The following is a 24,562-nucleotide window of genomic DNA, read 5'->3' on the forward strand; positions in this document are numbered from 1 at the left end:
GTGGCGCAGGGCTCCCGGCCGGGTGCGGCCGCGGGCGGCTGGGGCGAGGGCGCCGTCGCGATCCGCGTGCCCGCGACGAGCGCGAACCTCGGGCCCGGCTTCGACACCCTCGGCCTCGCGCTCAGCATCTACGACGAGCTCACCGTCGAGGAGCTGCCCGGTGGTGAGCTGCGCATCGACGTGTCCGGAACGGGTGCCGAGTCGATCGCCCGCGACGAGTCCAACCTCGTCGCCCGCTCGATCTGGCACGTGTTCGAGGCGGTCGGGATCGACGCCCCCGGGCTGCGGATCGACGCCCGCAACGGCATCCCGCACGGCCGCGGTCTCGGCTCGTCCGGCGCGGCCGTCGCCGCCGGGGTGCTCGCGGCGAAGGGGCTGCTGGCCGGGCGGGCGGAGCTGAGCGACACCGATCTGCTCCGCTACGCGACCGAGCTCGAGGGGCATCCCGACAACGTCGCGCCCGCGCTTTTCGGCGGGCTGACGATCGCGTGGCTGGAGAACGGCGTGCCGCAGCACAAGAAGCTGCTCGTGCATCGCGGCGTCTCGCCGCTCGTGTTCGTGCCCGAGACCACGATGTCCACCTCGGCCGCGCGCGGCCTGCAGCCCTCGCAGGTGCCGCACGCCGACGCGGTGTTCAACGTGTCGCGGTCGGCGCTGCTCATCGCCGCGCTCATGCAGAGCCCCGAGCTGCTGCTGTCGGCGACCGACGACAAGCTTCACCAGACCTACCGCGCCGAGGCGATGCCCGAGACGCATCGGCTCGTGCAGGCGCTGCGCGCCGAGGGGTTCGCGGCCGTCGTCTCGGGCGCCGGGCCGAGCGTGCTCGTGCTCGCCGACGGGCCGGGGCGCCGCCTCGAGGCGGTGGAGGTGGCGCGCCGCGCGGTCGACACGGCGTGGGAGCCGCTCATGCTCGCCGTCGATTTCAAGGGTGGTACAGTGAGGGACATAGCGGAGGGTGCCCTCGAGCACGAATTCTGAATCCGCTCGCAAATCTGCGAAGCCCCGCACGGTCTCCCTACCGTCCGGCCGTATGTTCCACTTTCGGCGCGGCAACCCGGCGATCGGCGCACGACGTGGCGCGCGCATGGCGAATCCCTCTGACGGATCCCCCTGCGGTGGCTGAATCAACCACGACCCGATGAGGAGTCAAGTTGGAGTCCATCTCCGAAGTCCAGGACGGTGCCGTGGAGGCGCCCGAGAACCTCGACGCGCCCGCCGAGCAGGCGGAGGCCGCTGAGGCCGTGACGGCCGACGAGGCCGAGGCCGTCGCCGCGGCGGAGGCCGCCGAGGCCGAGACCGAGGCTGTCGCCGAGGCCGAGACCGCCGAGGCTGCGGAGCCCGTGGCCGAGCCCGCCCCGGCCAAGGCCCCCCGCAAGCGCGCGCCGCGTCGCGCCAAGGCCGCGTCGGCCGAGGCCCCGATCGAGGCGTCGGCGGCCGAGGAGTCCGCTCCCGCCGCCGAGGAGCCCGCCGCCGCGCCGGCCGCCGAGGCACCGGCCGAGGCCGCCGCCGAGCCCGAGGTGGCCGAGGAGGCCCCGGCCCAGAAGCCCAAGCGCGCCCCGCGCCGCCGCGGCAAGGCGGCCGAGGCCGCCGAGCAGGCTGCCGCCGACGAGGCCGCCGCCGCGGCCGACGCCGAGAAGACCGAGGCCGCGGAGGAGGCCGCGCCGGCCGAGACCGAGCCCGCCGCCGAGCAGGGCGAGGGCGACGCCGAGGGCGAGCAGGGCGAGGGCGAGGGCTCGGAGGACGGCAACGGCCGCAGCCGCCGCAGCCGCTCGCGCAGCCGCAACCGCAATAAGAACCGCGCCGACGCGCCGGCCGCCGAGGCCGCCGCGCCCGCGCCGCAGGCCCAGCCCGCCGCGCAGGACGAGGGCGGACGCGGCAACCGCCGCAACAAGCGCGCTCGCGGCGCCCAGAACGACGAGTTCGAGCCGGAGATCGGCGAGGATGACGTCCTCATCCCCATCGCCGGCATCCTCGACGTGCTCGACAACTACGCGTTCGTCCGCACCACGGGGTACCTGCCCGGTCAGCAGGACGTGTACGTGTCGCTCGGCCAGGTCAAGAAGTACAACCTCCGCAAGGGCGACGCCGTGGTCGGCGCCATCAAGCAGCCGCGCGAGAACGAGCAGCAGGGGCGCCAGAAGTACAACGCGCTTGTGAAGGTCGACGCGATCAACGGCCTCTCGGTCGAGGACGCCGCGAACCGCGTCGAGTTCGGCAAGCTCACGCCGCTCTACCCGCAGGACCGCCTGCGCCTCGAGACGGCGCCCGAGAAGCTGACCCAGCGGATCATCGACCTCGTCGCGCCGATCGGCAAGGGCCAGCGCGGCCTCATCGTCGCGCCCCCGAAGGCGGGCAAGACGATCGTGCTGCAGCAGATCGCGAACGCGATCGCGCAGAACAACCCCGAGGTCCACCTCATGGTCGTGCTCGTCGACGAGCGCCCCGAGGAGGTCACCGACATGCAGCGCACGGTGAAGGGCGAGGTCATCGCCTCGACCTTCGACCGCCCCGCCGAGGATCACACCACGGTCGCCGAGCTCGCCATCGAGCGCGCCAAGCGCCTCGTCGAGCTGGGCCGCGACGTGGTCGTGCTGCTGGACTCGATCACCCGCCTGGGCCGCGCCTACAACGTCTCGGCGCCCACGTCGGGTCGCGTGCTCTCGGGCGGCGTCGACGCGTCGGCGCTGTACCCGCCGAAGCGCTTCTTCGGTGCCGCGCGCAACATCGAGAACGGCGGATCGCTCACGATCCTCGCCACGGCGCTCGTCGAGACCGGGTCCAAGATGGACGAGGTCATCTTCGAGGAGTTCAAGGGCACCGGCAACATGGAGCTGCGCCTGTCGCGCCAGCTCGCCGACAAGCGCATCTTCCCGGCGGTCGACGTCAACGCGTCGAGCACCCGCCGCGAGGAGATGCTGCTGAGCCCTGACGAGGTCAAGATCACGTGGAAGCTGCGTCGCGCCCTCGCGGGCATGGACCAGCAGCACGCGCTCGGGGTCATCCTCGAGAAGCTCAAGGAGACGCAGTCGAACGTCGAGTTCCTCGTCCAGATGCAGAAGTCGATGCCCGCCACGGGCGGCCGCTCGTCGGGCGACGAGAACCAGATCCGCTGATCCGCACGTGTTCGAGTCCGTCGACGCGCTGATCGACGAGCACCGTCGGGTCCAGGAGGAACTCTCCGACCCGGCGGTGCACGCCGACGCGGCGCGCGCCAAGCGCGTCAACCGCCGCTACGCCGAGCTGTCGCGCATCGTCGCGGCGCATCAGGCGTGGGTCGCGGCGGGGGTGGACCTCGAGGCGGCGCGCGAGCTCGCCCGCGAGGACGAGGCGTTCGCCGACGAGGTGCCCGCGCTCGAGGAGCGGCTCGCCGAGGCGCAGGAGCGCCTGCGACGGCTGCTCATCCCGCGCGACCCCGACGACGCCCGCGACGTGATCATGGAGATCAAGGCGGGCGAGGGCGGCGCCGAGAGCGCGCTGTTCGCGGCCGATCTGCTGCGCATGTACCTGCAGTACGCCGCGTCGCAGGGCTGGAAGACCGAGATCATCGAGCGCGACGAGTCCGACCTCGGCGGGTTCAAGAACGTGCAGGTGGCGTTCAAGGGCTCGTCCAGCGACCCCGCGCAGGGCGTGTGGGCGCATCTGAAGTACGAGGGCGGCGTCCACCGCGTGCAGCGCGTGCCCGCGACCGAGTCGCAGGGCCGCATCCACACGTCCACCACCGGCGTGCTCGTCTTCCCCGAGGTCGACGAGCCCGAGGAGATCGCGATCGATCCGAACGATCTGAAGATCGACGTCTTCCGCTCGTCCGGCCCCGGCGGCCAGTCGGTCAACACGACCGACTCGGCGGTGCGCATCACCCACATCCCGACCGGGATCGTGGTGTCGATGCAGAACGAGAAGTCGCAGCTGCAGAACCGCGAGGCCGGCATGCGCGTGCTCCGCGCCCGGCTGCTCGCCCGCCAGCAGGAGGAGCTCGCGGCGGTGGCGGCGGACGCCCGCAAGTCGCAGATCCGCGGCATGGACCGCTCCGAGCGGATCCGCACGTACAACTTCCCCGAGAACCGGATCGCCGATCACCGCACGGGGTACAAGGCCTACAACCTGGATGCGGTCATGAACGGCGCCCTCGACCCCGTCATCCAGTCCTGCATCGAGGCGGACGAGGCCGAGCGGCTGGCGGCGCTGGGCGACTGAGCAAGTCCGCAAGTCTCTGCGGAATCCGGTCGTCCGGACGCGCGGAGTTCGCAGAGACTTGCGGATAAGGGCCCATGCGGGGCGTGCCAGAATGGGACATCCGAGCAGGTCCGATCCGAGGAGCGCCGTGCAGTTCATCTCCACCCGAGGCGGCGCGCAGCCGCTGTCGTACTGCGAGACGCTGCTGGAGGGACTGGCCACCGACGGCGGCCTCGCGGTGCCCGAGACGATGCCCCGGGTCGACGCCGAGACGCTCGAGCGCTGGCGCGCGCTGACCTACCCGCAGCTGGCCACCGAGGTGCTCGGGCTGTTCGCGACCGACATCCCGCGTGAGGATCTCGCCCGCATGACCGCCGCCGCCTACGAGGCGTTCCCGGACGAGGTCGTGCCGCTGCGCTCGATCGGCGACGGCATCACGCTCGTGGGGCTCTCGGAGGGGCCCACGCTGGCGTTCAAGGACATGGCGATGCAGTTCCTCGGCCAGGTGGTCGAGTACGCGCTCGAGCGCACCGGTTCGGTGCTCAACGTGCTGGGCGCGACCTCGGGCGACACCGGCTCGGCCGCCGAGCACGCGCTGCGGGGCAAGGAGCGCATCTCGGTGTTCATGCTCTCGCCGCAGGGGCGCATGAGCGCGTTCCAGCGGGCGCAGATGTTCTCGATCGACGACGCGAACGTGCACAACATCGCCGTCGACGGCGTCTTCGACGACTGTCAGAACCTCGTCAAGGAGCTGGCGGGCGACCTGGCGTTCAAGCGCGCGCAGCACCTCGGCGCCGTGAACTCCATCAACCTCGCCCGCATCACGGCGCAGGTCGTCTACTACTTCTGGGCCTGGCTGCGCGCGACCGACGCCGGCGGCCCGATCGAGGTGTCGTTCAGCGTGCCGTCCGGCAACTTCGGCAACATCCTCTCCGGCTTCTTCGCCCGGCAGATGGGCCTGCCGATCCGCCGACTGGTGCTGGCGACGAACGAGAACAACGTGCTGGACGAGTTCTTCCGCACCGGCGTCTACCGCCCGCGCAGCGCGGCCGAGACCCACGCGACCTCGAGCCCGTCGATGGACATCTCGAAGGCGTCGAACCTCGAGCGCTTCATCTTCGAGCTCCTCGGCCGTGACGGCGAGCGCGTGGCGGCCGCCTGGCACGAGCTCGACGCCCAGGGGTTCTTCGACGTCTCGGCCGAGCAGCCGCGCTTCGCCGACGAATTCGGCATCGTCAGCGGCACGTCGACCCACGCCGACCGCATCGACACGATCCGCGCCGTGCACGCCGCCACCGGCGAGATCATCGATCCGCACACGGCCGACGGCGTGAGGGTCGCCCGCCCCTTCGTGGAGCCCGGCGTGCCGATGCTCGTCCTCGAGACCGCCAAGCCCCACAAGTTCGCCGACACGATCCGCGAGGCGCTCGACATCGAGCTCGAGTACGCGCCCGAGGTGCGCGCCATGCTCGACGCGCCGCAGCGCGTGACCGAGATGCCCGACGACGCCGCCGCCCTGCGCGCCTACATCGAGGCGCACGCGCTGCGCTGATCGCCCGCGATCGCTCCCGAAAGCCCCGGTTCGCCGGGGCTTTCGTCGTCTCCGGATCTTTTTCCTCGGAACGCTTGCGCCCGATCACTATTCAGTGTCACTATGTACTAGTAGTCAATATCGCTAGGTACTAGTACATAGCGACACGGAGTAGCAGGAGGACGAGATGGGCAAGCAGATGACGGAGATGCTCAAGGGCGTGCTCGAGGGCATCGTCCTGGGTGTCCTGTCGGCGCGCCCCGCATACGGATACGAGATCACGGCATGGCTGCGCGACCGGGGATTCACCGGCATCGCGGAGGGCACCATCTACGCGCTGCTCGTGCGCATCGAGCAGCGGGGGCTGGTGGACGTGGAGAAGGTTCCGTCCGAGAAGGGGCCGCCGCGCAAGGTGTACTCGCTCAACGCGAGCGGGCACGACCGACTGAACGAGTTCTGGAACGACTGGAGCTTCCTGGCCGCACGGCTCGAGGAGCTCCGCACCGACACGGGAGAGAAGTGACCATGGCAGCAGGATGGATCGAGAAGCTCACGGGCTCGATCGAGCAGAAGAAGCAGTACCGGCAGTACAAGGCGCGCCTCGAGGCGCTGCCGGGCGAGTACCGCGTCGCGGCGCAGGCGCTCGACCGCTACGTGATGTACGCCGGCGGCATCGCCGACGGTGAGGTCATGATGCGCATGTTCGGCGACCTGGCGGACCTCTTCGAGGAGCACGCCGCCGCGGGCACGCCGACCCGCGACATCGTGGGCGACGACCCGGTCGAGTTCGCCGAGGAGTTCGTCTCGAACTACTCGGACGGCGGCTGGATCACCAAGGAGAAGGAGCGCCTGAAGAAGGCGATCGACGGCATCGACGCGGGAGGTGCATCGTGACCGCCCACGGGTCGTCGACCGGAGCGCCCGCCGGGCGCGGAGTGGAGACGGGTCGAGCGACACTTCGACACGGCTCAGCGCGGGTCTCCGCGAGTCGAGACCGCATCGCGATCACCGTCGCCGGCATCGAGAAGTCGTTCGGCGAGCTCGCGGTGCTCAAGGGGGTCGACCTCGAGGTCGAGCAGGGCGGGATCTTCGCCCTGCTCGGCTCGAACGGGGCCGGCAAGACCACCCTCGTGCGCATCCTCAGCACCCTGCTGCGGCCCGACGCCGGCACCGCGACCGTCGCGGGCAACGACGTCGTCTCCGACGGGCAGGCGGTCCGCGAGGCGATCAGCCTCACGGGCCAGTTCGCGGCCGTCGACGAGGTGCTCACGGGGCGCGAGAACCTGGCGCTCGTGGCGCGGCTGCGTCACCTGCCCGATCCGGGCCGGGTGGCCGACGAGCTGCTGGCGCGGTTCTCGCTCACCGAGGCGGGTGGGCGGCGCGCCGGCACGTACTCGGGCGGCATGCGGCGCCGGCTCGACATCGCGATGAGCCTGATCGGCGAGCCGCCGATCATCTTCCTGGACGAGCCCACCACGGGTCTCGATCCGGAGGCGCGCATCGAGGTGTGGGACACGGTGCGCGAGCTCGCCGGCCGCGGCGCGACGATCCTGCTCACCACCCAGTATCTGGACGAGGCCGAGCAGCTCGCCGACCGCATCGCGATCCTGCACGAGGGGCGCATCCTCGTGCACGGCACCCTCGCCGACCTCAAGGCGCTCATGCCGCCGGCGAAGGTCGAGTACATCGAGAAGCAGCCGAGCCTGGAGGACGTCTTCCTCCGGCTCGTCGGAAAGAAGGAGGCGGCCTGATGGCCATGGCACACGTGCTCGGCGACACCGCCGCGCTCACGGGGCGCTCGATGAGGCACATCCTGCGCAGTCCCGACACGATCATCACGACGGCGGTCACGCCGATCGCGATCATGCTGCTGTTCGTGTTCGTCTTCGGCGGCGCGATCCAGACACCGGGAGACCAGTCGTACATCGACTACATGCTCCCGGGCATCCTGCTCATCACGATCGCCTCGGGGATCGCGTACACGGCCTACCGGCTGTTCCTCGATCTGCAGGGCGGGCTCTTCGAGCGCTTCCGCTCCATGCCGATCGCGCGGTCCAGCGTGCTGTGGTCGCATGTGCTGACCTCGGTCGTCGCGAACCTCGTGTCCGTCGCGCTCGTGATCGGGGTGGCGCTGCTGATGGGCTTCCGCACCGGCGCGAGCGTGCTCGCGTGGCTCGGCGTGGCGGGCATCCTCGCGCTGTTCACGCTGGCGCTGACCTGGGTTGCGGTGATCGCGGGCCTGTCGGCGAAGTCGGTGGAGGGGGCGAGCGCGTTCTCGTACCCGCTCATCTTCCTGCCGTTCATCAGCTCGGCCTTCGCGCCGACCGACTCGATGCCCGGCCCCGTCCGTTGGTTCGCCGAGAACCAGCCCGTCACCTCGATCGTGAACACGATCCGGTCCCTCTTCGCCGGTGAGAGCGTCGGCGTCGAGATCTGGATCGCGCTGGCCTGGTGCCTCGGCATCCTCGCCGTCGCGTGGATCGCGGCGGCGCTCATCTACCGGGGCAAGGCCCGGTGAGCCTGCCGATCCAGCCCGCGTGAGCGCCTTCCCGAGTCGACCGGGAAGGCGCTTTCGCGTGTGGCGTCCGTTTTCGGCCCCCGCCCCCCGGGCGCGAGAGGATGGGCGGGTGGAACTGCATGAGCTGGGTCTGGTCGGTCTCGCCGAGGCGCTGCGCCGGGGCGAGGTGACGCCGGTCGAGGCGGCCGAGCATCACCTCGGACGGATCGACGCGGCCGCGCAGCTGGGCGCGTTCGTGGAGGTGACGCGCGAGCGGGCGCTCGACGCGGCCCGGGCGCTCGGCGCACCGCCCGAGGACGCCCCGCCGCTGTGGGGCGTCCCGCTGGCGGAGAAGGACCTCACCGCCCGCGCCGGCGTGCCCACCCGCTACGGCTCGCGGGCCTTCGCCGACTTCGTGCCGGAGCGATCCGATCCGCTCGCCGAGGCGCTCGACCGGCTCGGGGCGATCAGCGTCGGCAAGACCAACACCCCGGAGTTCGGCCTCACCGGCTACACCGAGTCGCTCGTCGCGCCGCCGGCCCGCAATCCCTGGGACCCCGCCACGGGCGCCGGGGGCTCGAGCGGGGGAGCGGCCGTCGCCGTGGCGGCCGGCCTGCTCCCGGCGGCGCCCGCCTCGGACGGCGGCGGGTCGATCCGCATCCCCGCCGCGACCGTCGGCGTCGTGGGGCTCAAGCCCTCGCGCGGGCGGCTGCCGTTCGGCTCCGGCCTCGATGCGCCGGGCGGGCTGGCCGTCGCCGGTCCGATCGCCCGCACGGTGGCGGACGCGGCGTACCTGCTCGATGCGCTCGCCGGGTCGGCGCCGTACGAGTACGCGACCCGGGCGCCGGGGGAGGGGCCGTTCGCGGCGTCCGCCCGGCGCGATCCGGGGCGGCTTCGGATCGGGGTCACCACCGTGAGCCCGTGGGACGGCTGGACCGACACCACGCTCTCGCCGTCGGCGCGCGGCGCCTTGGAGCGGGCGATCGCGCTGCTCGGCGCCCACGAGGTGACCGAGCTGGACTGGCGACCGCAGGGCTATCCGGAGCTCTTCACGACGATCTGGCGCGCCGCCGCCGCGCGCATCCCCATCGCCGACGACGAGCTCGATGCACTGGCCGGACCGCTCACGGCCTGGCTCGTGCGCGAGGGGCGCGCGCTGTCGGCCGAGCGGGTGATCGGCGCCTACCAGGCCGCGGCGGCGTTCGAGCGCGCGACGATCGCCGCCTTCGCGCCCTACGACGCGATCCTCACCCCGGCCCTCGCCCTCGATCCGCAGCCGATCGGGTGGTTCGGGGAGGCCGGCGATCCCGAGGGCGACTTCGCGCGCCAGTGCCAGTACGCGCCGCATACGAGCTTCGTCAACGTCGCGGGCCTGCCGGCCATCTCGGTCCCGGTGACGACGCAGGGCCGACCCGTGAGCGTGCAGCTCATCGGCCGGCCCGGCGGCGAGGCGACGATCCTCGCGCTCGCCGCGCAGCTCGAGGCCGGCCGCGGCCCGCTGCCCTGGCCCTGAGTCGACGCCGGACGAGCCCCCGCTCAGATCTCGACTCGCTTCGCTCGCTCGATCCGTCTCCGCTCGCTTCGCTCGGTCGACGAGCCGTGAGGGGTTTCGGCTCGTCGACCGGAGCGGCGGAGTCGAGACGACCCCGGGCGCGTCAGATCATGTACTCCGGGGCCTGGAGGTACTTGCGGGCGTCCTCGCCGGTGCCGCGCGCGCGGACCTTGGCCGGGATGCCCAGCAGCACGCTGTGCGGCGGAGCGTCGCGGGTGACGACGGCGTTGGCGCCGACCACGGAGTGCGCGCCGATCGTCACCGGGCCGAGGATCTTCGCGCCGGCGCCCACGGCCACGCCGTCGCCGAGGGTGGGGTGACGCTTGCCCTTGGCGAGCGAGCGTCCGCCGAGCGTGACGCCGTGGTACAGCATGACGTCGTCGCCCACCTCGGCGGTCTCGCCGATGACCACGCCCATGCCGTGATCGATGAAGAAGCGGCGGCCGATCGTCGCGCCCGGGTGGATCTCGATGCCCGTGAGCCAGCGGGTCAGCTGCGACCCCGCCCTGGCCACGAAGCGCAGGCCGCGGCGCCACAGCGCGTGCCACACCCGGTGCGCCCAGATCGCGTGCAGCCCCGGGTAGAGCAGCACGATCTCGAGGAAGCCGCGCGCCGCCGGATCACGGCGACGCGCGGCTTCGACATCCTCGCGGACGTTCAGTCCCATGGGATCGATTATCCCGGGATCACTCCTCGCGGAGGTCGTCGAACAGCCCCGTGGAGATGTAGCGCTCTCCGGTGTCGGGGATGATCACGACGATGTTCTTGCCGGCGTTCTCGGGCTTCTTGGCCTCCTGGATCGCGGCCCAGGCGGCGGCGCCCGACGAGATGCCGACGAGCAGGCCCTCCTGCGCGGCGAGCGCGCGGGCGGTGTCGATCGCGTCCTCGAACTCGACGGTCGCGACCTCGTCGTAGACGGTGGTGTCGAGGATCGGCGGCACGAAGTTCGGGCCGATGCCCTGGATCTTCGCCGGGCCGGGGGTGCCGGTCGACAGCAGCGGCGAGGCGGTGGGCTCGACGGCGACGATCTTCACGTCGGGGTTGCGCTCCTTGAGCACCTGGCCGACACCGGTGATGGTGCCGCCGGTGCCGACGCCGGCGACGAAGATGTCGACCTTGCCGTCGGTGTCGCGCCAGATCTCCTCGGCCGTCGTCTTGCGGTGGATCGCCGGGTTGGCGGCGTTCTCGAACTGCTTGGCGAGGATCGCGCCGGGCGTCTCGGCGACGATGCGCTCGGCCTCGGCGACGGCCGCCTTCATGCCGCCGGTGGGATCGGTGAGCACCAGCTCGGCGCCGAAGCGCTTCAGCAGCGAGCGGCGCTCCTTCGACATCGACGCGGGCATCGTGAGGACCACCTTGTAGCCGCGCGCGGCGCCCACGAGGGCGAGCGCGATGCCGGTGTTGCCGCTGGTGGCCTCGACGATCGTGCCGCCCGGCTGCAGCTGGCCCGACTCCTCGGCGGCGTCGACGAGGGCGATGCCGAGGCGGTCCTTCACGCTCGATCCGGGGTTGTAGTACTCGAGCTTGGCGAGCACCGTAGCGCCGGCGTCTCCCGGCACGCGGTTCAGGCGCACGAGCGGGGTGTTGCCGAACGCCGAGGTGATGTCGTTGTGGATGCCGGGCATGGCGCCACCTTTCACGGAGTGGGACGGATGTCGCAAGCCTATGGCCGGAGGGACCGGCGCGGACAGGCCCCCGTAACACTGTGACGGGCGGACCCGCCGTTCAGGTCGCGCGGCTAGGCTTGCGCCCCGTGACCGCCCTCGAACCCGCCGTGTCGCGCGCCTCCGTCCGCGAGGCGCTGCGCGACGCCGCCGCCCGGCTCGCGCGCGCCGGCGTGCCCGACCCGGATGTGGACGCCGAGCTGCTGCTCGCACACCTGCGCGGCGTCGGCCGGGGCGAGGTGCAGGCGTCCGCCCTGCGCGGCGACGCGCTTTCCGGCGACGAGTCCGCGGCTCTCGAGGAGCTCATCGCCCGCCGCGCCGCGCGCGAGCCGCTGCAGCACATCACGGGCGTCGCGCCGTTCCGCCACCTGGAGCTCGCGGTCGGTCCCGGCGTGTTCGTGCCGCGGCCCGAGACCGAGATGGTCGCGCAGCTGGCGATCGACGCGCTGCGCGCCGTGCCCGACGCCGAGCCGATCGCGGTGGACCTGTGCACCGGCAGCGGGGCGATCGCGCTCGCCCTCGCCACCGAGGTGCCGCACGCCCGCGTGATCGGGGTGGAGAACTCCGTCGACGCGTTCGTGTGGGCGAAGCAGAACGCGGCCCGCGTCGCCGCCGACAACCTGCGGCTCGTGTTCGACGACGCCACGCGCGCGCTCCCGGAGCTCGACGGCACGGTCGCCGTGCTCGTCACGAACCCGCCCTACGTGCCCGACGACGCCATCCCGCGCGATCCCGAGGTCCGCTTCCACGATCCCGAAGCGGCCCTGTACGGCGGCCCCGACGGGCTCGACATCGTCCGCGCCCTCAGCGCGCGCGCGCTCGGGCTCGTGCGCCCGGGCGGCACGATCGTCATCGAGCACGGCGAATGGCAGGGGCGGCCGATCCGCGAGCTGCTCACCGCCGACGGCTGGCGCGCCGCGGCCACCCACCCCGACCTCACGCAGCGCGACCGCGCAACCACGGCGATCCGGCCCTGAGCGGGCGCGCGACGTAGACTGATCGGCGATGTCCCCCGTCTTCGACTGCGCCGACTCCGCGCAGCTGCTCACCGGTATGCGCCAGGCGCGCCAGGCGATCGCACGCGGGCAGCTCGTGGTCATCCCGACCGACACCGTCTACGGCGTCGCCGCCGACGCCTTCAGCCCCGCCGCCGTCGCCGGCCTGCTCAAGGCCAAGGGGCGCGGACGCCAGCAGCCGCCGCCCGTGCTCGTCTCGGGCCGCGCCGCGCTCGCCGCGCTCGTGGAGTCCGTTCCCGTCGAGGTCGACGCGCTCGTCGACCGGTTCTGGCCCGGCGGGCTCACGATCGTGCTGCCCGCGCAGCCGTCGCTGTCGTGGGACCTCGGCGACACCGAGGGCACCGTGGCGGTCCGCATGCCGAATCACCCGATCGCGCTCGAGCTGCTCGAGGAGACCGGGCCGCTGGCCGTCTCGAGCGCGAACCGCACCAAGCTCCCGGCCGCGGTGTCGGCGGGGGCGGCGCAGGACATGCTCGGCGACTCCGTGGCCGTCTACCTCGACGCCGGCCCCAGCGAGACGGGCATCGCCTCGACGATCATCGACGCGACCTCGCTCGTGACGGCCACCGAGCCGGCCGCGCGCGAGGTGCGCGTGCTGCGCGAGGGCGCCGTCTCGCGCGAGGCGCTGCGCGAGGTGCTCGGCTCGCTTCTCGCCCCCGCCGAGGGCGAGACCGGCGAGACCCCCGAGCCCGACACCGTCGCGAACCCCGAGAGCGAGGCCCCGCGGCCGGACGGTGCGCCGGGCGACCCGCGATCGGCGTTCGCGGCGGCGCTGCAGCGCAGCAGGGAATCCCAGACCCAGCAGGGGAGCGGTCAGGAGAGCGCGTGAGGCAGTACGTCTTCACGCTCATCCTCACGGCCGCGCTCACCCTCGCCCTGGCCTGGGCGATCTGGCGACTCGCGCTGCGGTTCAAGCTGTATCCGGGCATCCGCGATCGCGACGTCCACACCGTGCCGACCCCGCGGCTCGGCGGCGTGGCCATGTTCATCGCGATCGTGACGGCCATGCTCGTCTCGTCGGCCAACCCGTTCTTCGGCATCATCTGGGCCGACTCGCGCGTGATGTGGTCGATCCTCGGAGCGGCCGCGCTGACGGTCGTGGTCGGCGTGCTCGACGACCTGCTCGACCTGGACTGGATGATCAAGCTCGCGGCGCAGTTCCTGGCGGCGGGGATCATCGCGGTCGGCGGCGGGCTGCAGATCTACACGCTGCCGCTCGGCGACCTCTGGGTCGGCTCGAGCTGGCTGAGCATCGCGCTGACGATGTTCGCGATCGTCGTGGTCATGAACGCCGTCAACTTCATCGACGGCCTGGACGGCCTCGTGGCGGGCGTGTGCCTCATCGCCAACACGATGTTCTTCGTGTACTCGTACGTGCTGGTGCGCGACACCGGCAACAGCACGTACTTCAACCTGGCGACCTTCCTCGCCGTCGTGCTCGTCGGCGCGTGCGCGGGATTCCTCCCCATGAACTGGAACGGCGCCAAGCTCTTCATGGGCGACGGGGGCGCGCTCGTCCTGGGCCTGCTCATGGCCACGAGCGCGATCGCGATCACGGGCCAGTTCGACCCCGCCATGCTCGAGGACGATCGGCTCGGGCGCTCGCAGCTGGTCGGTGCCTTCCTGCCGATCCTGCTGCCGATCGTCGTGGTGATGCTGCCGCTGCTCGACTTCGGCCTCGCGATCATTCGCCGCCTGCGCGCGGGCAAGTCGCCGTTCTCGGCCGACCGCAAGCACCTCCACCACCGCATGCTCGACATGGGGCACAGCGACCGCGACGCCGTGCTCATCTTCTATGCCTGGACCGGCATCTTCAGCCTCGCGGTGCTGCTGATGTACCTCGGCGCGCGCGAGGACTGGCCGGGGGAGTACCTCCCCGGCGTCGGCTTCGGCCTGCTCGGCGTGGCCGCGTGCCTCGTCGTCACGCTCACGCCGAGCCGCCGCACCCGGCCGGGCGCGCTCCCCACGACCCCCGACACAGTGAAGGCCTCCTGATGCCCCGCAAGACCATCTCCAGCAACCCGACCTTCCGCGCCGGCCTCCTGTGGACCACGGTCGCCGGCGCCGTGGTGCTCGTCGCGGCCGCCGTCGTCGGCCTGATCGTCGACGGCTCGCAGGGACTGTGGAGCGGGGTGCTGGGCGCGCTCATCGGCGCCCTCTTCCCGATCATCACCGTCGCGAGCATGCTCTTCGGCAACCGCTGGTACGGCACGCCCCAGTTCCTGCAGATGTTCTTCGGCATCACGATGGGCGTGTTCATCGTCAAGGTCGTCGTGTTCCTCGTCGCGATCGCCGTCGTGCTCGGCCTGCCGTGGGTGAACCTCATCGTCTTCTACGTCGCGCTCGTGGCCGCGGCCGTGGCGTCGCTCGTCATCGACGTGATCATCGTCACGCGCATGCGCATCTCGGGCGCCAGCGACGTCGCCCTGCCCGGCGACGACGAGGAGTCGCCGCGGCCCTGATCCGCGACTTCTACAGCGTGTCAAAAGGCGGGCCGGAATCCTGCTAGGCTGGGAGAGTCCTCGCGGCTGGCAGGCGGCGCAAGCGCTGTGGTCCCGCGGATGACACACCCACCACCGACTTACCCGCCCGGTTGCTCTCTGGGCGAGAAGCTGGAGCCACCGAGTTGACTCAAGCGACGATGATCGTCCCGATGGCCGACGGCAACGTTTTCACCCCGCCGTCGATCACCGACTTCTTCCCGGACGCGATCCTCACCATCGGTGGCGTCGACATCATGACGCGAATCAACCTCGCGCAGGTGCTCGCGACGATCGTGCTGGTCCTCCTCCTGGTGCTCGGCACCCGCCGCCTCACGGTCGTGCCGGGCCGCTTCCAGAGCGTGCTCGAGTTCGGCTTCGGCTTCGTGCGCAACAACATCGCCTACGACCTCCTCGGCGAGAAGGACGGCCGGCGCTTCGTGCCGCTGCTGACGGCGATGTTCCTCACGATCCTCTTCATGAACGTGACGGGCGTCGTGCCGGGCATCAACATCGCCGGCACCTCGGTGATCGGCGCCCCGCTCGTGTTCGCGCTTGTCGCGTACGTGGTCTTCATCTACGCGGGCATCAAGAAGCACGGCGCGTTCCGCTACCTCAAGAACTCGCTCCTGCCCGGCGGCGTGCCGATCTACCTGGCGCCGATGATCATGGTCATCGAGTTCATCTCGACCTTCATCGTGCGTCCGGTCTCGCTCACGCTGCGACTGCTGATGAACATGATGGTCGGGCACTTCATGCTCGCCCTGTTCTTCGCGGCGACCAACTTCTTCGTGCTGAGCCTGCCGAGCCTGATGGGCGTGTTCTCGATCGGCTCGTTCGCCATGGGCCTGCTGTTCATGCTCTTCGAGCTGTTCGTCGCCTTCCTCCAGGCCTACGTCTTCACCATCCTCACCGCGGTGTACATCCAGCTGTCGCTCGCGGACGAGCACTGACGGTCAGTCAACCGGCTGATCGCCCTAAGAAAGGAAATATCCAGTGGACGCAACGACGGTTCTCGCCGCCATTGAGGGCAACATCGCCACCGTGGGCTACGGCCTCGCGGCGATCGGTCCGGCCATCGGTCTGGGCATTCTCTTCGGCAAGGTCATCGAGTCGACCGCCCGTCAGCCCGAGCTTGCCGGCAAGTTCCAGCAGACCATGTGGATCGGTCTTGCCTTCATCGAGATCCTCGCGCTGATCGGCATCGTGACGCCGTTCATCTTCGCTGCGGTCTGATCCCCTTTCCGCGACTCACAGAGAAGGAGACAGGGTGCTGAACGCTCTTGTCACCGTCGCGGCGGAGGAGGGTCACACGACCAACCCGCTCCTCCCGCACGCGTACGACATCATCTGGTCGGCCGTGTGTCTGGCGATCGTCCTGGTCGTGGTCATCTTCGTCGCGATCCCGCGTCTGAACAAGGTCCTCGACGCGCGCGCCGAGGCCATCGAGGGCAACATCGAGAAGGCCGACGCCGCCCAGAAGGAGGCCGAGGCCGCGCTCGAGGAGTACACCAAGCAGCTCGCCGAGGCGCGCGTGCAGGCCGGTGAGATCCGCGAGGCCGCCACCGAGAACGCCAAGAAGATCGTCGCCGAGGCGAAGGCGCAGGCCGCCGCCGAGGCCGACCGCATCCAGGCGGCCGCTCAGGCGCAGATCGAGGCGGAGCGTCAGGCCACCCTCATCTCGCTGCGCAGCGAGGTGGGCGGCATCGCCCTCGACCTCGCGGGCAACGTGATCGGCGAGACCCTGAGCGACGACGAGAAGGCGAAGTCGGTCGTCGACCGCTTCCTCGCCGACCTCGAGGCGTCGCAGGAGGCCGCGAAGTAATGGGCAGCGCGACCACTCAGGCACTCGCGGCATCGGTCGCCGTGCTCGACAAGCAGCGGATCGGCGCCGCCACGGCGCGCGATCTGTTCGCTGCCGCGCGCGCCGTGGCCGGCTCGCCGCAGCTGAGCGGCGCGCTCGCCGATCACTCGGCCGGTCCGGAGGCCCGTACGGCGCTCGTCGCCTCGGTGTTCGGCAAGCTGTCGGCGGGGGCTCGCAACGTCATCGCCGCGGCCGCCGCGCAGCGCTGGTCCTCGCGCCGCGATCTGATCGAGGGCATCGAGGATCTCGCCGTCCGTGCCGCGGCGAAGGCGGAGAAGACCGCCGACGTCGCCGGCGAGCTGTTCGGCGTCACGCGCCTGATCGCCTCGAACCCCGAGCTCGAGCTCGCGCTCGGCAGCACCCTCGGCGACCCGGCCGCCAAGTCGGCCCTCATCGAGAAGCTGCTGGCGGGGAAGGCGAGCGAGACGACGATCCTCATCGTCTCGGAGCTCGTGCGCGAGCTGCGCGGCCGCCGCGTCCGCAGCCTGCTCAGCGACGTCATCCGCACCGTCGCGGCGCAGACGGGCCGCACGGTCGCGACCGTGACGACGGCGCGCCCGCTCACCGACGACCAGGCGCAGCGCCTCACGGCGAGCCTCTCGCGCAGCTACGGCGGCGAGATCGCGCTCAACCAGATCATCGACGCCGACGTCGTCGGCGGCATCCGCGTGCAGATCGCCGATGACGTCATCGACGGCAGCATCTCCGCGCGCCTCACCGACCTGCGCCAGAAGCTGGCCGGCTGACACCGACTTCCCGCCCCGGCGGAGACTTCGGGACCTCCGGGTCCCACCGAACGAAGGAAGACAATGGCAGACATCACCATCAGCCCCGACGTCATCCGTGACGCGCTGAAGGACTTCGCCGCCGCGTACGAGCCGTCGAGTTCCGCCGCGGCCGAGGTCGGCACCGTCGTCGACGCCGCTGACGGCATCGCCCACGTGTCGGGCCTGCCCGGCGTCATGGCGAACGAGCTCATCCGCTTCGAGGACGGCACGCTCGGCCTCGCCCAGAACCTCGAGGAGCAGACGATCGGTACGGTCGTGCTCGGCGAGTTCGCGGGCATCGAGGAGGGCCAGCAGGTCACCCGCACCGGCAAGGTGCTCTCGGTCCCCGTGGGCGAGGGCTACCTCGGCCGCGTGGTCGACCCGCTCGGCAACCCGATCGACGGCCTTGGCGAGATCACCGGCATCGAGGGCGAGCGCGAGCTCGAGCTCCAGGCCGCCGGCGTCATGCAGCGCAAGTCGGTGCACGAGCCGATGCAGACCGGCATCAAGGCGATCGACGCCATGATCCCGATCGGCCGCGGCCAGCGTCAGCTGATCATCGGCGACCGCCAGACCGGCAAGACCGCGATCGCGATCGACACGATCATCAACCAGAAGGACAACTGGGCCTCGGGCGACCCCGACAAGCAGGTCCGCTGCATCTACGTCGCGATCGGCCAGAAGGGCTCGACCATCGCCTCGGTGAAGGGCGCCCTCGAGGAGGCCGGCGCGATGGAGTACACCACCATCGTCGCGGCCCCCGCCTCCGACCCGGCCGGCTTCAAGTACCTGGCCCCGTACACGGGCTCGGCCATCGGCCAGCACTGGATGTACCAGGGCAAGCACGTCCTCATCGTGTTCGACGACCTGTCGAAGCAGGCCGAGGCCTACCGCGCCGTGTCGCTGCTGCTGCGCCGCCCGCCGGGGCGCGAGGCCTACCCGGGTGACGTCTTCTACCTGCACTCGCGTCTGCTCGAGCGCTGCGCGAAGCTCTCGGACGAGCTGGGCGCCGGTTCGATGACGGGTCTGCCGATCATCGAGACCAAGGCCAACGACGTCTCGGCGTACATCCCGACCAACGTGATCTCGATCACCGACGGCCAGATCTTCCTGCAGTCCGACCTGTTCAACGCGAACCAGCGCCCCGCGGTCGACGTGGGTATCTCGGTCTCGCGAGTCGGCGGCGACGCGCAGCTGAAGCACATCAAGTCGGTCTCCGGCACGCTCAAGCTCGAGCTCGCCCAGTACCGCTCGCTCGAGGCGTTCGCGATGTTCGCGTCCGACCTCGACGCGGCCTCGCGTCGTCAGCTCGACCGCGGTGCGCGCCTGACCGAGCTGCTCAAGCAGCCGCAGTACTCGCCGTACCCCGTCGAGGAGCAGGTCATCTCGATCTGGGCCGGCACCAACGGCAAGCTCGACACCATCCCGGTGGAGGACGTGCTGCGCTTCGAGCGTCAGCTGCTCGACCACGTGCGTCGCAACACGGGCATCATCGACGCCCTCAAGGCGACGGGCAAGCTCGAGGACGACACGAAGGCCGAGCTCGAGAAGGTCGTCGACGACTTCGTGCTCGAGTTCCGCTCGGGCAAGGGCGTGAACATCGCCGCGCCCGGCCACGAGGAGGTCGGCGCCGCCGAGCACGAGGACGTCGGCCAGGAGCAGATCGTCAAGGGCCGCAAGGCGTAACGCCTTCCGGAGAAGACGCATATGGGCGCACAACTCAGGGAGTACAAGCAGAAGATCGCTTCTGCTCAGACGACCAAGAAGATCACGAAGGCGATGGAGCTCATCGCGGCTTCGCGGATCCAGAAGGCGATGGCGCGCGTGCGCGCGTCGTCGCCCTTCTCCCGCGCGGTCACTCGTGCCGTCTCGGCCGTCGCCACGCACAGCGACATCGACCACGTGCTGACGCGCGAGCCGGAGACGGTCACGCGCTCGGCGATCCTGCTGCTGACGAGCGACCGCGGCCTCGCGGGCGCCTTCAACTCGCAGGTGATCCGCGAGGCGCTGGAGCTGGCCGAGCTGCTGCGCTCGGAGGGCAAGGAGGTCGTCTTCTACCTCTTCGGTCGCAAGGCGGTCGGCTACTTCCAGTTCCGCCGTCTCGCCAGCGCGCAGCAGTGGATCGGCGACGCCGACACGCCGCACTTCGACACGGCCGAGGAGATCGCCAAGGCCCTGCTCGACGCGTACCTGCTCGACGAGTCGGAGGGCGGGGTCAACGAGATCCACGTCGTCTACAACCGCTTCGTCAGCATGATGACGCAGTCGCCCGAGTCGGTGCGCCTGCTCCCGCTCGAGGTGGTCGAGGCCGGCGAGGCCGACGTCCCCGCCGAGGCGGAGATCTTCCCGCTGTACGAGTTCGAGCCGGAGCCCGAGCTCGTGCTCGACAAGCTCCTGCCGGTGTACATCCAGAGCCGCATCTTCAACGCGCTTCTGCAGTCGGCCGCCGCCAAGCAGGCCGCCACGCAGAAGGCGATGAAGTCGGCCAGCGACAACGCCGACAAGCTGATCACCGACTACACCCGTCTGCGCAACAACGCGCGACAGGCCGAGATCACCCAGCAGATCGCCGAGATCGTCGGCGGTGCCGACGCGCTGGCCCACTGATCGCAGATTTCCAAGAAGGAAGAGACAACATGACCTCCACCGCCACGGCTGAGACCAGCACCGCGGTCGTCGGGCGCGTCGTTCGCGTCACGGGGCCGGTCGTCGACATCGAGTTCCCCCACGACTCGATCCCCGACATGTACAACGCGCTCAAGACGACGATCACGATCGGCGAGCAGTCGACCGAGATCACCCTCGAGGTCGCCCAGCACCTCGGCGACGACGTCGTGCGCGCCATCTCGCTGAAGCCGACGGACGGCATGGTCCGCGGCCAGGAGGTGCGCGACACGGGCGCCCCCATCTCGGTGCCGGTCGGCGACATCACCAAGGGCAAGGTGTTCGACGTCACGGGCAACGTCCTCAACCTCGAGGAGGGCGAGACGTTCGAGGTGACCGAGCGCTGGCCGATCCACCGCAAGGCGCCGAACTTCGACCTGCTCGAGTCGAAGACGCAGATGTTCGAGACGGGCATCAAGTCGATCGACCTCCTCACCCCCTACGTGCAGGGTGGAAAGATCGGCCTCTTCGGCGGTGCGGGCGTCGGCAAGACCGTCCTCATCCAGGAGATGATCCAGCGCGTCGCGCAGGACCACGGTGGTGTATCGGTGTTCGCCGGTGTCGGCGAGCGCACCCGTGAGGGCAACGACCTCATCCACGAGATGGAGGACGCGGGCGTCTTCGACAAGACCGCCCTCGTGTTCGGCCAGATGGACGAGCCGCCGGGGACGCGTCTGCGCGTCGCCCTCTCGGCCCTGACCATGGCCGAGTACTTCCGCGACGTGCAGCAGCAGGACGTGCTGCTGTTCATCGACAACATCTTCCGCTTCACGCAGGCGGGCTCCGAGGTGTCGACCCTGCTGGGCCGCATGCCCTCGGCCGTGGGCTACCAGCCCAACCTCGCCGACGAGATGGGCGTGCTCCAGGAGCGCATCACCTCGACGCGCGGTCACTCGATCACCTCGATGCAGGCGATCTACGTGCCGGCCGACGACTACACCGACCCGGCCCCCGCCACGACGTTCGCGCACCTCGACGCGACGACGGAGCTCTCGCGTGAGATCGCGTCGAAGGGTCTGTACCCCGCCATCGACCCGCTCACGTCGACGAGCCGCATCATGGACCCCCGCTACCTCGGCGAGGACCACTACCGCGTCGCGACGAGCGTGAAGCAGATCCTGCAGAAGAACAAGGAGCTGCAGGAGATCATCGCGATCCTCGGTGTCGACGAGCTCTCGGAAGAGGACAAGATCGTCGTCGCCCGCGCGCGCCGCATCCAGCAGTTCCTCTCGCAGAACACCTACATGGCGAAGAAGTTCACCGGTGTGGAGGGCTCGACCGTTCCGCTCAAGGAGACCATCGAGTCGTTCGACGCGATCGTCAAGGGCGAGTTCGACCACGTCGCCGAGCAGGCGTTCTTCAACGTCGGCGGCATCAGCGACGTCGAGGCCAAGTGGGCGCAGATCCAGAAGGAGAACGGCTGATCATGGCCCTTCAGGTCAGCCTGGTCTCCGCCGAGGCGGAGGTCTGGAGCGGCGAGGCGAAGCTCGTGGTCACCACGACCACGGAGGGCCAGATCGGCTTCATGACCGGTCACGAGCCCGTGCTGGCGATCCTCGGCGACGGACCCGTCCGCATCACGCAGACCGATGACTCGGTGATCGAGGCGACGGCCGGCGACGGCTTCGTGTCGGTCGAGTCCGACCGGGTGACGATCGTCGCGGGTCACGCCGCGCTCGCGTCCTGACCACGGTCCTGCTGCCCCCTTCGGAGACGAAGCGGGCAGGCGGATCGGGTGAGCCGCTCGCTCTCGACGGCCTCGCACTGCCGGTGCTCGCACCGCAGCGCGAGGCCGTCGCGGCGTCTCTGGTGGCCCTCGCCGCGGATCCGGACGCGTGCGCGCGCGTGCTGAAGCTCTCGCCCCGCCAGCTGGGCGCGATCGACGACAACGCCGCGCTGCGCACGTCGCCGACCATGCCCGCCGCGGATCGCTACACGGGCGTGCTCTTCGACGCGCTCGATGCCGGCACCTTCGACAACGCCGCGCGCTCGTGGCTCGGGGCGCACGTGCTCATCCACACCGCGCCGTTCGGTCCGGTGGGCGCGCTGGACGCCGTCCCCGCCTATCGGCTCGCCGCCGGCACGTCGCTGCCCGGCCTGCCGCCGCTGCGCCGCCTGTGGGCCGAGCCCACCACGGCGGCGCTGTCCGCGGTGGCGGGGCTCGTGATCGATCTGCGTTCCGAGGCGTACGCGGCGCTCGGGCCGGTGCCCGAGACGGTCGCCTCGACGTACGTGCGGGTCGTGACCGAGGGGCCCGACGGGGCCACGCGGGCGCTCAATCACTTCAACAAGAAGGCCAAGGGCGAGCTCACTCGGCTGCTGTGCCTGCGCCGGCCCGAGCTCGCCTCGGTCGCCGACTTCATTGCGTGGGGGAGCGAGGCCGGCGTGGCGCTGCGCCCGGGGGAGCGATCGGGCGAGACGGAGCTCGTGGTCTGAGGATCACCCGGCCCGGATCCTCCGGTCAGCCCCCTGTCGCCGGGTGTCCGACCGCGGATATCGTGGGCGGACGCCGCCTCTCCGGCGGCGCGCGTCCCGGGAGGATCCCATGGAACTGATCGCCGTCATCTTCGGCAGCATCGTGCTGCTGATGTCCGGACTGGCCGTCGCCGTCGGCGCCTACCTGCTGTGGTCGGCCTTCGCGATGTCGCTCTTCCGCAAGGCCGGGGTGCAGGGCGCCTGGCGCGCGTGGGTGCCGTTCTACAGCCAGATGATCTTCCTCAAGCTCGGCGACGTGAACCCGTTCCTGTTCCTCTTCGTGCTCGTGGGGTGGATCGACGTCCTCGCGCCGATCGTGAACCTGTTCGTGTGGGTCATGATGTGCCTGGCCGCCTACCGGATCGGGCTCAAGCTGCAGAAGGAGAGCTGGTGGGTGGTGCTCTTCGCCATCCCGCCGATCACGTTCGTGTGGCTCGGGATCGTGGCGCTCGACGGTTCGCGCTGGGATCCGCGCGTGCCGCCGGCCGCCTGGGCCGGCAACGGCTTCCTGGCCGACCGCACCGCGTGGGAGGGCGTGCCCGCGCAGGCGACCGCCGCGCCCGCCGCGTACGCGCACGCGCACGCGCAGCCGGGCTACGCGCCGCAGCCCTCCCCGCAGCCGGGCTACGCGGCGCAGCCGCACCCCGGCGCGCCCGCCGACCCGCTCGTGCCGCCGCGTCCCGCCGACGCGCCCGGCCCGAACCGCCCGCCGGCGGCGTCCGATCCGCTCGCGCCGCCGCAGCCGCCGACGCCGCCGCCCACGACCCCGCCGCCCTTCGACCCGCCGGCGCCGCCGACCACGCCGCAGAATCCGCCGTCGTAGGCGCGAGCTCGGGACAGCGCGATGACAGAAGGCGTGCAACGCGCGCGACTATGATGTGAACACCGACGTCGCCGAGCCCGCTCCGGGGTCCGCCGCGCGACCTCGACCGACCAGGAGGCCGATTCGTGCCCGACGCGACCACAACGGCGCAGACCCAGAGCGTGCCGCTCTCGAGCGGCGCCGAGGCGCTGCTGACGTGGGCGGGCGCGACGGATCGCGGCCGCAAGCGCGAGGTCAACCAGGACGCGATCCTCATGGCCTGCCCGCTGTTCGTCGTCGCCGACGGGATGGGCGGCCACATCGGCGGCGAGATCGCCAGCGCGAACACCATCTCGCGGCTGTCGGACGTCGCCGAGTCGGGCGAGATCACCCCGGAGTCGATCGAGGGCGCGCTCAGCGCCGCGGTGCACGACATCGCCGATCACCCCGAGACCACCGACGACGGCACGGGCACGACCGTGACCGGCATCTACCTCGACCCGGCCGAGCCCGAGTCCTGGGTCGTCCTCAACATCGGCGACTCGCGCGTGTACCTGCAGCGCGACGAGGCGCTCATCCAGATCACGACCGATCACTCGCTCGTCCAGGAGCTCGTGCAGGCCGGGCGGCTCAGCCCCGAGGAGGCCGAGAGCCACCCCTACGGCAACGTCATCACGCGCGCCGTCGGCCCCAGCGAGAGCGTCGTGCCCGACTACGTGCGCGTCGAGGTCGTCGACGGCGATCGCTTCGTCATCTGCTCGGACGGGCTCACCAAGGAGCTCACCGACTACGGGATCCTGCACTTCCTGCGCGAGAACCCCAACCCCGCCGATGCCGTCGACGCGATGCTCGAGGCGGCGCTCGAGAACGGCGGGCGCGACAACATCTCGATCGTCGTCGTGGACGTCGCCGTGACCGAGGCCTCCTCGGACGACGCCGAGGACGAGGCGGATGAGGGCGCGGCCGAGGACGACGAAGCGGCCTGACGCCGGTGCGCGGCGGGGCCGGATTGCGGTCCTCGCGCCGCGTGCGGTCCCTGCCCCTCGCTCACAGGGCCCGATGGGCGTGTCGGCGTCC

26 protein-coding genes are annotated in these 24,562 nt (G+C 70.9%); 24 read left to right on the top strand and 2 right to left on the bottom strand.

Translation table 11 applies throughout. The features are described from left to right. The 9 genes from thrB (at window position 1) to E3O41_RS03970 (ending at window position 9,714) form a co-directional block, all read left to right on the top strand. Complete coding sequence (gene thrB / locus E3O41_RS03930) at window positions 1–978, top strand: homoserine kinase (RefSeq protein ID WP_135012670.1); 978 nt, start codon at window positions 1–3, stop codon at window positions 976–978. A gap of 173 nt (window positions 979–1,151) precedes the next feature. Next, the gene (rho, locus tag E3O41_RS03935; protein WP_135012029.1) at window positions 1,152–3,113 is read left to right on the top strand and encodes a transcription termination factor Rho; all 1,962 of its coding nucleotides are present in this window, start codon (window positions 1,152–1,154) and stop codon (window positions 3,111–3,113) included. 7 nt (window positions 3,114–3,120) lie between these two features. Beyond that, a complete protein-coding gene (gene prfA, locus E3O41_RS03940; RefSeq protein WP_067025724.1) occupies window positions 3,121–4,194 on the top strand; it encodes a peptide chain release factor 1 in 1,074 nt (357 codons plus the stop codon). Window positions 4,195–4,321: 127 nt separating this feature from the next. After that, window positions 4,322–5,725 (top strand): threonine synthase, encoded by a 1,404-nt coding sequence (gene thrC, locus E3O41_RS03945; RefSeq protein WP_067025727.1) that lies wholly within the window; start codon window positions 4,322–4,324, stop codon window positions 5,723–5,725. Between the two features lie 166 nt (window positions 5,726–5,891). Continuing rightward, window positions 5,892–6,227: a PadR family transcriptional regulator gene (locus tag E3O41_RS03950; RefSeq protein ID WP_067025730.1), complete on the top strand. Its 336-nt coding sequence runs from the start codon at window positions 5,892–5,894 to the stop codon at window positions 6,225–6,227. A gap of 2 nt (window positions 6,228–6,229) precedes the next feature. Then, window positions 6,230–6,598, top strand: coding sequence for a DUF1048 domain-containing protein (locus E3O41_RS03955; RefSeq protein ID WP_067025733.1), 369 nt, complete (start codon window positions 6,230–6,232; stop codon window positions 6,596–6,598). A gap of 104 nt (window positions 6,599–6,702) precedes the next feature. Beyond that, complete coding sequence (locus tag E3O41_RS03960; protein ID WP_067026026.1) at window positions 6,703–7,455, top strand: ABC transporter ATP-binding protein; 753 nt, start codon at window positions 6,703–6,705, stop codon at window positions 7,453–7,455. Then, window positions 7,455–8,222 (top strand): ABC transporter permease, encoded by a 768-nt coding sequence (locus E3O41_RS03965; protein WP_276204027.1) that lies wholly within the window; start codon window positions 7,455–7,457, stop codon window positions 8,220–8,222. Before E3O41_RS03960 ends, E3O41_RS03965 begins: the two co-directional genes overlap by 1 nt. Before the next feature lie 109 nt (window positions 8,223–8,331). Further along, a complete protein-coding gene (locus E3O41_RS03970) occupies window positions 8,332–9,714 on the top strand; it encodes an amidase (RefSeq protein ID WP_067025736.1) in 1,383 nt (460 codons plus the stop codon). Between the two features lie 142 nt (window positions 9,715–9,856). Here the strand turns inward: E3O41_RS03970 and epsC are convergent, their stop codons facing one another. Together epsC and cysK are read right to left on the bottom strand one after the other, a co-directional pair. Further along, window positions 9,857–10,420 (bottom strand): serine O-acetyltransferase EpsC, encoded by a 564-nt coding sequence (gene epsC / locus E3O41_RS03975; RefSeq protein WP_067025739.1) that lies wholly within the window; start codon window positions 10,418–10,420, stop codon window positions 9,857–9,859. 19 nt (window positions 10,421–10,439) lie between these two features. Continuing rightward, window positions 10,440–11,378 (bottom strand): cysteine synthase A, encoded by a 939-nt coding sequence (gene cysK, locus E3O41_RS03980; protein ID WP_135012031.1) that lies wholly within the window; start codon window positions 11,376–11,378, stop codon window positions 10,440–10,442. A gap of 128 nt (window positions 11,379–11,506) precedes the next feature. Between cysK and prmC the strand changes: the two genes are divergently transcribed. From prmC to E3O41_RS04055, 15 genes are all read left to right on the top strand, one after another. Continuing rightward, window positions 11,507–12,394 carry a peptide chain release factor N(5)-glutamine methyltransferase gene (gene prmC / locus E3O41_RS03985; protein WP_135012033.1) on the top strand — a complete coding sequence of 296 codons (888 nt, stop codon included), beginning with the start codon at window positions 11,507–11,509 and terminating at the stop codon, window positions 12,392–12,394. A gap of 28 nt (window positions 12,395–12,422) precedes the next feature. Further along, window positions 12,423–13,262: an L-threonylcarbamoyladenylate synthase gene (locus tag E3O41_RS03990; protein ID WP_083990899.1), complete on the top strand. Its 840-nt coding sequence runs from the start codon at window positions 12,423–12,425 to the stop codon at window positions 13,260–13,262. After that, window positions 13,259–14,428: an MraY family glycosyltransferase gene (locus E3O41_RS03995; protein ID WP_067025746.1), complete on the top strand. Its 1,170-nt coding sequence runs from the start codon at window positions 13,259–13,261 to the stop codon at window positions 14,426–14,428. The genes E3O41_RS03990 and E3O41_RS03995 overlap by 4 nt, the downstream gene beginning before the upstream one ends. After that, a complete protein-coding gene (locus E3O41_RS04000; RefSeq protein ID WP_067025749.1) occupies window positions 14,428–14,895 on the top strand; it encodes a Cg1360 family ATP-synthase-associated protein in 468 nt (155 codons plus the stop codon). Before E3O41_RS03995 ends, E3O41_RS04000 begins: the two co-directional genes overlap by 1 nt. A 191-nt stretch (window positions 14,896–15,086) precedes the next feature. Continuing rightward, window positions 15,087–15,866 carry a F0F1 ATP synthase subunit A gene (gene atpB, locus E3O41_RS04005; protein ID WP_240482336.1) on the top strand — a complete coding sequence of 260 codons (780 nt, stop codon included), beginning with the start codon at window positions 15,087–15,089 and terminating at the stop codon, window positions 15,864–15,866. A 43-nt stretch (window positions 15,867–15,909) separates the two neighbouring features. Further along, a complete protein-coding gene (atpE, locus tag E3O41_RS04010; protein ID WP_135012035.1) occupies window positions 15,910–16,149 on the top strand; it encodes an ATP synthase F0 subunit C in 240 nt (79 codons plus the stop codon). Window positions 16,150–16,183: 34 nt separating this feature from the next. Then, window positions 16,184–16,738 carry a F0F1 ATP synthase subunit B gene (locus E3O41_RS04015; protein WP_067025755.1) on the top strand — a complete coding sequence of 185 codons (555 nt, stop codon included), beginning with the start codon at window positions 16,184–16,186 and terminating at the stop codon, window positions 16,736–16,738. After that, window positions 16,738–17,523, top strand: a complete 786-nt coding sequence (locus E3O41_RS04020; protein ID WP_067025757.1) for a F0F1 ATP synthase subunit delta — start codon at window positions 16,738–16,740, stop codon at window positions 17,521–17,523. The genes E3O41_RS04015 and E3O41_RS04020 overlap by 1 nt, the downstream gene beginning before the upstream one ends. Window positions 17,524–17,586: 63 nt before the next feature. Further along, window positions 17,587–19,230, top strand: coding sequence for a F0F1 ATP synthase subunit alpha (gene atpA / locus E3O41_RS04025; RefSeq protein WP_067025759.1), 1,644 nt, complete (start codon window positions 17,587–17,589; stop codon window positions 19,228–19,230). A gap of 21 nt (window positions 19,231–19,251) precedes the next feature. Next, entirely contained in the window at window positions 19,252–20,151 is a 900-nt protein-coding gene (locus E3O41_RS04030) for a F0F1 ATP synthase subunit gamma (protein WP_067025761.1), read from the top strand. Between the two features lie 29 nt (window positions 20,152–20,180). Further along, window positions 20,181–21,632: a F0F1 ATP synthase subunit beta gene (gene atpD, locus E3O41_RS04035; RefSeq protein ID WP_067025763.1), complete on the top strand. Its 1,452-nt coding sequence runs from the start codon at window positions 20,181–20,183 to the stop codon at window positions 21,630–21,632. Window positions 21,633–21,634: 2 nt separating this feature from the next. Further along, the gene (locus E3O41_RS04040) at window positions 21,635–21,895 is read left to right on the top strand and encodes a F0F1 ATP synthase subunit epsilon (RefSeq protein ID WP_067025765.1); all 261 of its coding nucleotides are present in this window, start codon (window positions 21,635–21,637) and stop codon (window positions 21,893–21,895) included. Next, complete coding sequence (locus E3O41_RS04045; protein ID WP_067025767.1) at window positions 21,892–22,644, top strand: YaaA family protein; 753 nt, start codon at window positions 21,892–21,894, stop codon at window positions 22,642–22,644. Before E3O41_RS04040 ends, E3O41_RS04045 begins: the two co-directional genes overlap by 4 nt. A 109-nt stretch (window positions 22,645–22,753) precedes the next feature. Further along, window positions 22,754–23,506: a hypothetical protein gene (locus E3O41_RS04050; protein ID WP_067025769.1), complete on the top strand. Its 753-nt coding sequence runs from the start codon at window positions 22,754–22,756 to the stop codon at window positions 23,504–23,506. Window positions 23,507–23,631: 125 nt separating this feature from the next. Beyond that, window positions 23,632–24,471, top strand: a complete 840-nt coding sequence (locus E3O41_RS04055) for a PP2C family protein-serine/threonine phosphatase (RefSeq protein ID WP_067025771.1) — start codon at window positions 23,632–23,634, stop codon at window positions 24,469–24,471. Window positions 24,472–24,562: the final 91 nt, after the last annotated feature.

Source organism: Microbacterium sediminis (assembly GCF_004564075.1).
In the GTDB taxonomy this organism is placed as follows: domain Bacteria; phylum Actinomycetota; class Actinomycetes; order Actinomycetales; family Microbacteriaceae; genus Microbacterium; species Microbacterium sediminis.

Excerpts from the sequence above, each read along its gene's own strand:
- E3O41_RS03950 (WP_067025730.1), top strand. The coding sequence starts at position 5,892 with ATGGGCAAGCAGATGACGGAGATGCTCAAGGGCGTGCTCGAGGGCATC.
- E3O41_RS03955 (WP_067025733.1), top strand. The coding sequence starts at position 6,230 with ATGGCAGCAGGATGGATCGAGAAGCTCACGGGCTCGATCGAGCAGAAG.
- E3O41_RS03965 (WP_276204027.1), top strand. The coding sequence starts at position 7,455 with ATGGCCATGGCACACGTGCTCGGCGACACCGCCGCGCTCACGGGGCGC.
- epsC (WP_067025739.1), bottom strand. The coding sequence starts at position 10,420 with ATGGGACTGAACGTCCGCGAGGATGTCGAAGCCGCGCGTCGCCGTGAT.
- cysK (WP_135012031.1), bottom strand. The coding sequence starts at position 11,378 with ATGCCCGGCATCCACAACGACATCACCTCGGCGTTCGGCAACACCCCG.
- E3O41_RS03990 (WP_083990899.1), top strand. The coding sequence starts at position 12,423 with ATGTCCCCCGTCTTCGACTGCGCCGACTCCGCGCAGCTGCTCACCGGT.
- E3O41_RS04000 (WP_067025749.1), top strand. The coding sequence starts at position 14,428 with ATGCCCCGCAAGACCATCTCCAGCAACCCGACCTTCCGCGCCGGCCTC.
- atpB (WP_240482336.1), top strand. The coding sequence starts at position 15,087 with ATGGCCGACGGCAACGTTTTCACCCCGCCGTCGATCACCGACTTCTTC.
- E3O41_RS04020 (WP_067025757.1), top strand. The coding sequence starts at position 16,738 with ATGGGCAGCGCGACCACTCAGGCACTCGCGGCATCGGTCGCCGTGCTC.
- atpA (WP_067025759.1), top strand. The coding sequence starts at position 17,587 with ATGGCAGACATCACCATCAGCCCCGACGTCATCCGTGACGCGCTGAAG.
- E3O41_RS04030 (WP_067025761.1), top strand. The coding sequence starts at position 19,252 with ATGGGCGCACAACTCAGGGAGTACAAGCAGAAGATCGCTTCTGCTCAG.
- atpD (WP_067025763.1), top strand. The coding sequence starts at position 20,181 with ATGACCTCCACCGCCACGGCTGAGACCAGCACCGCGGTCGTCGGGCGC.
- E3O41_RS04040 (WP_067025765.1), top strand. The coding sequence starts at position 21,635 with ATGGCCCTTCAGGTCAGCCTGGTCTCCGCCGAGGCGGAGGTCTGGAGC.
- E3O41_RS04050 (WP_067025769.1), top strand. The coding sequence starts at position 22,754 with ATGGAACTGATCGCCGTCATCTTCGGCAGCATCGTGCTGCTGATGTCC.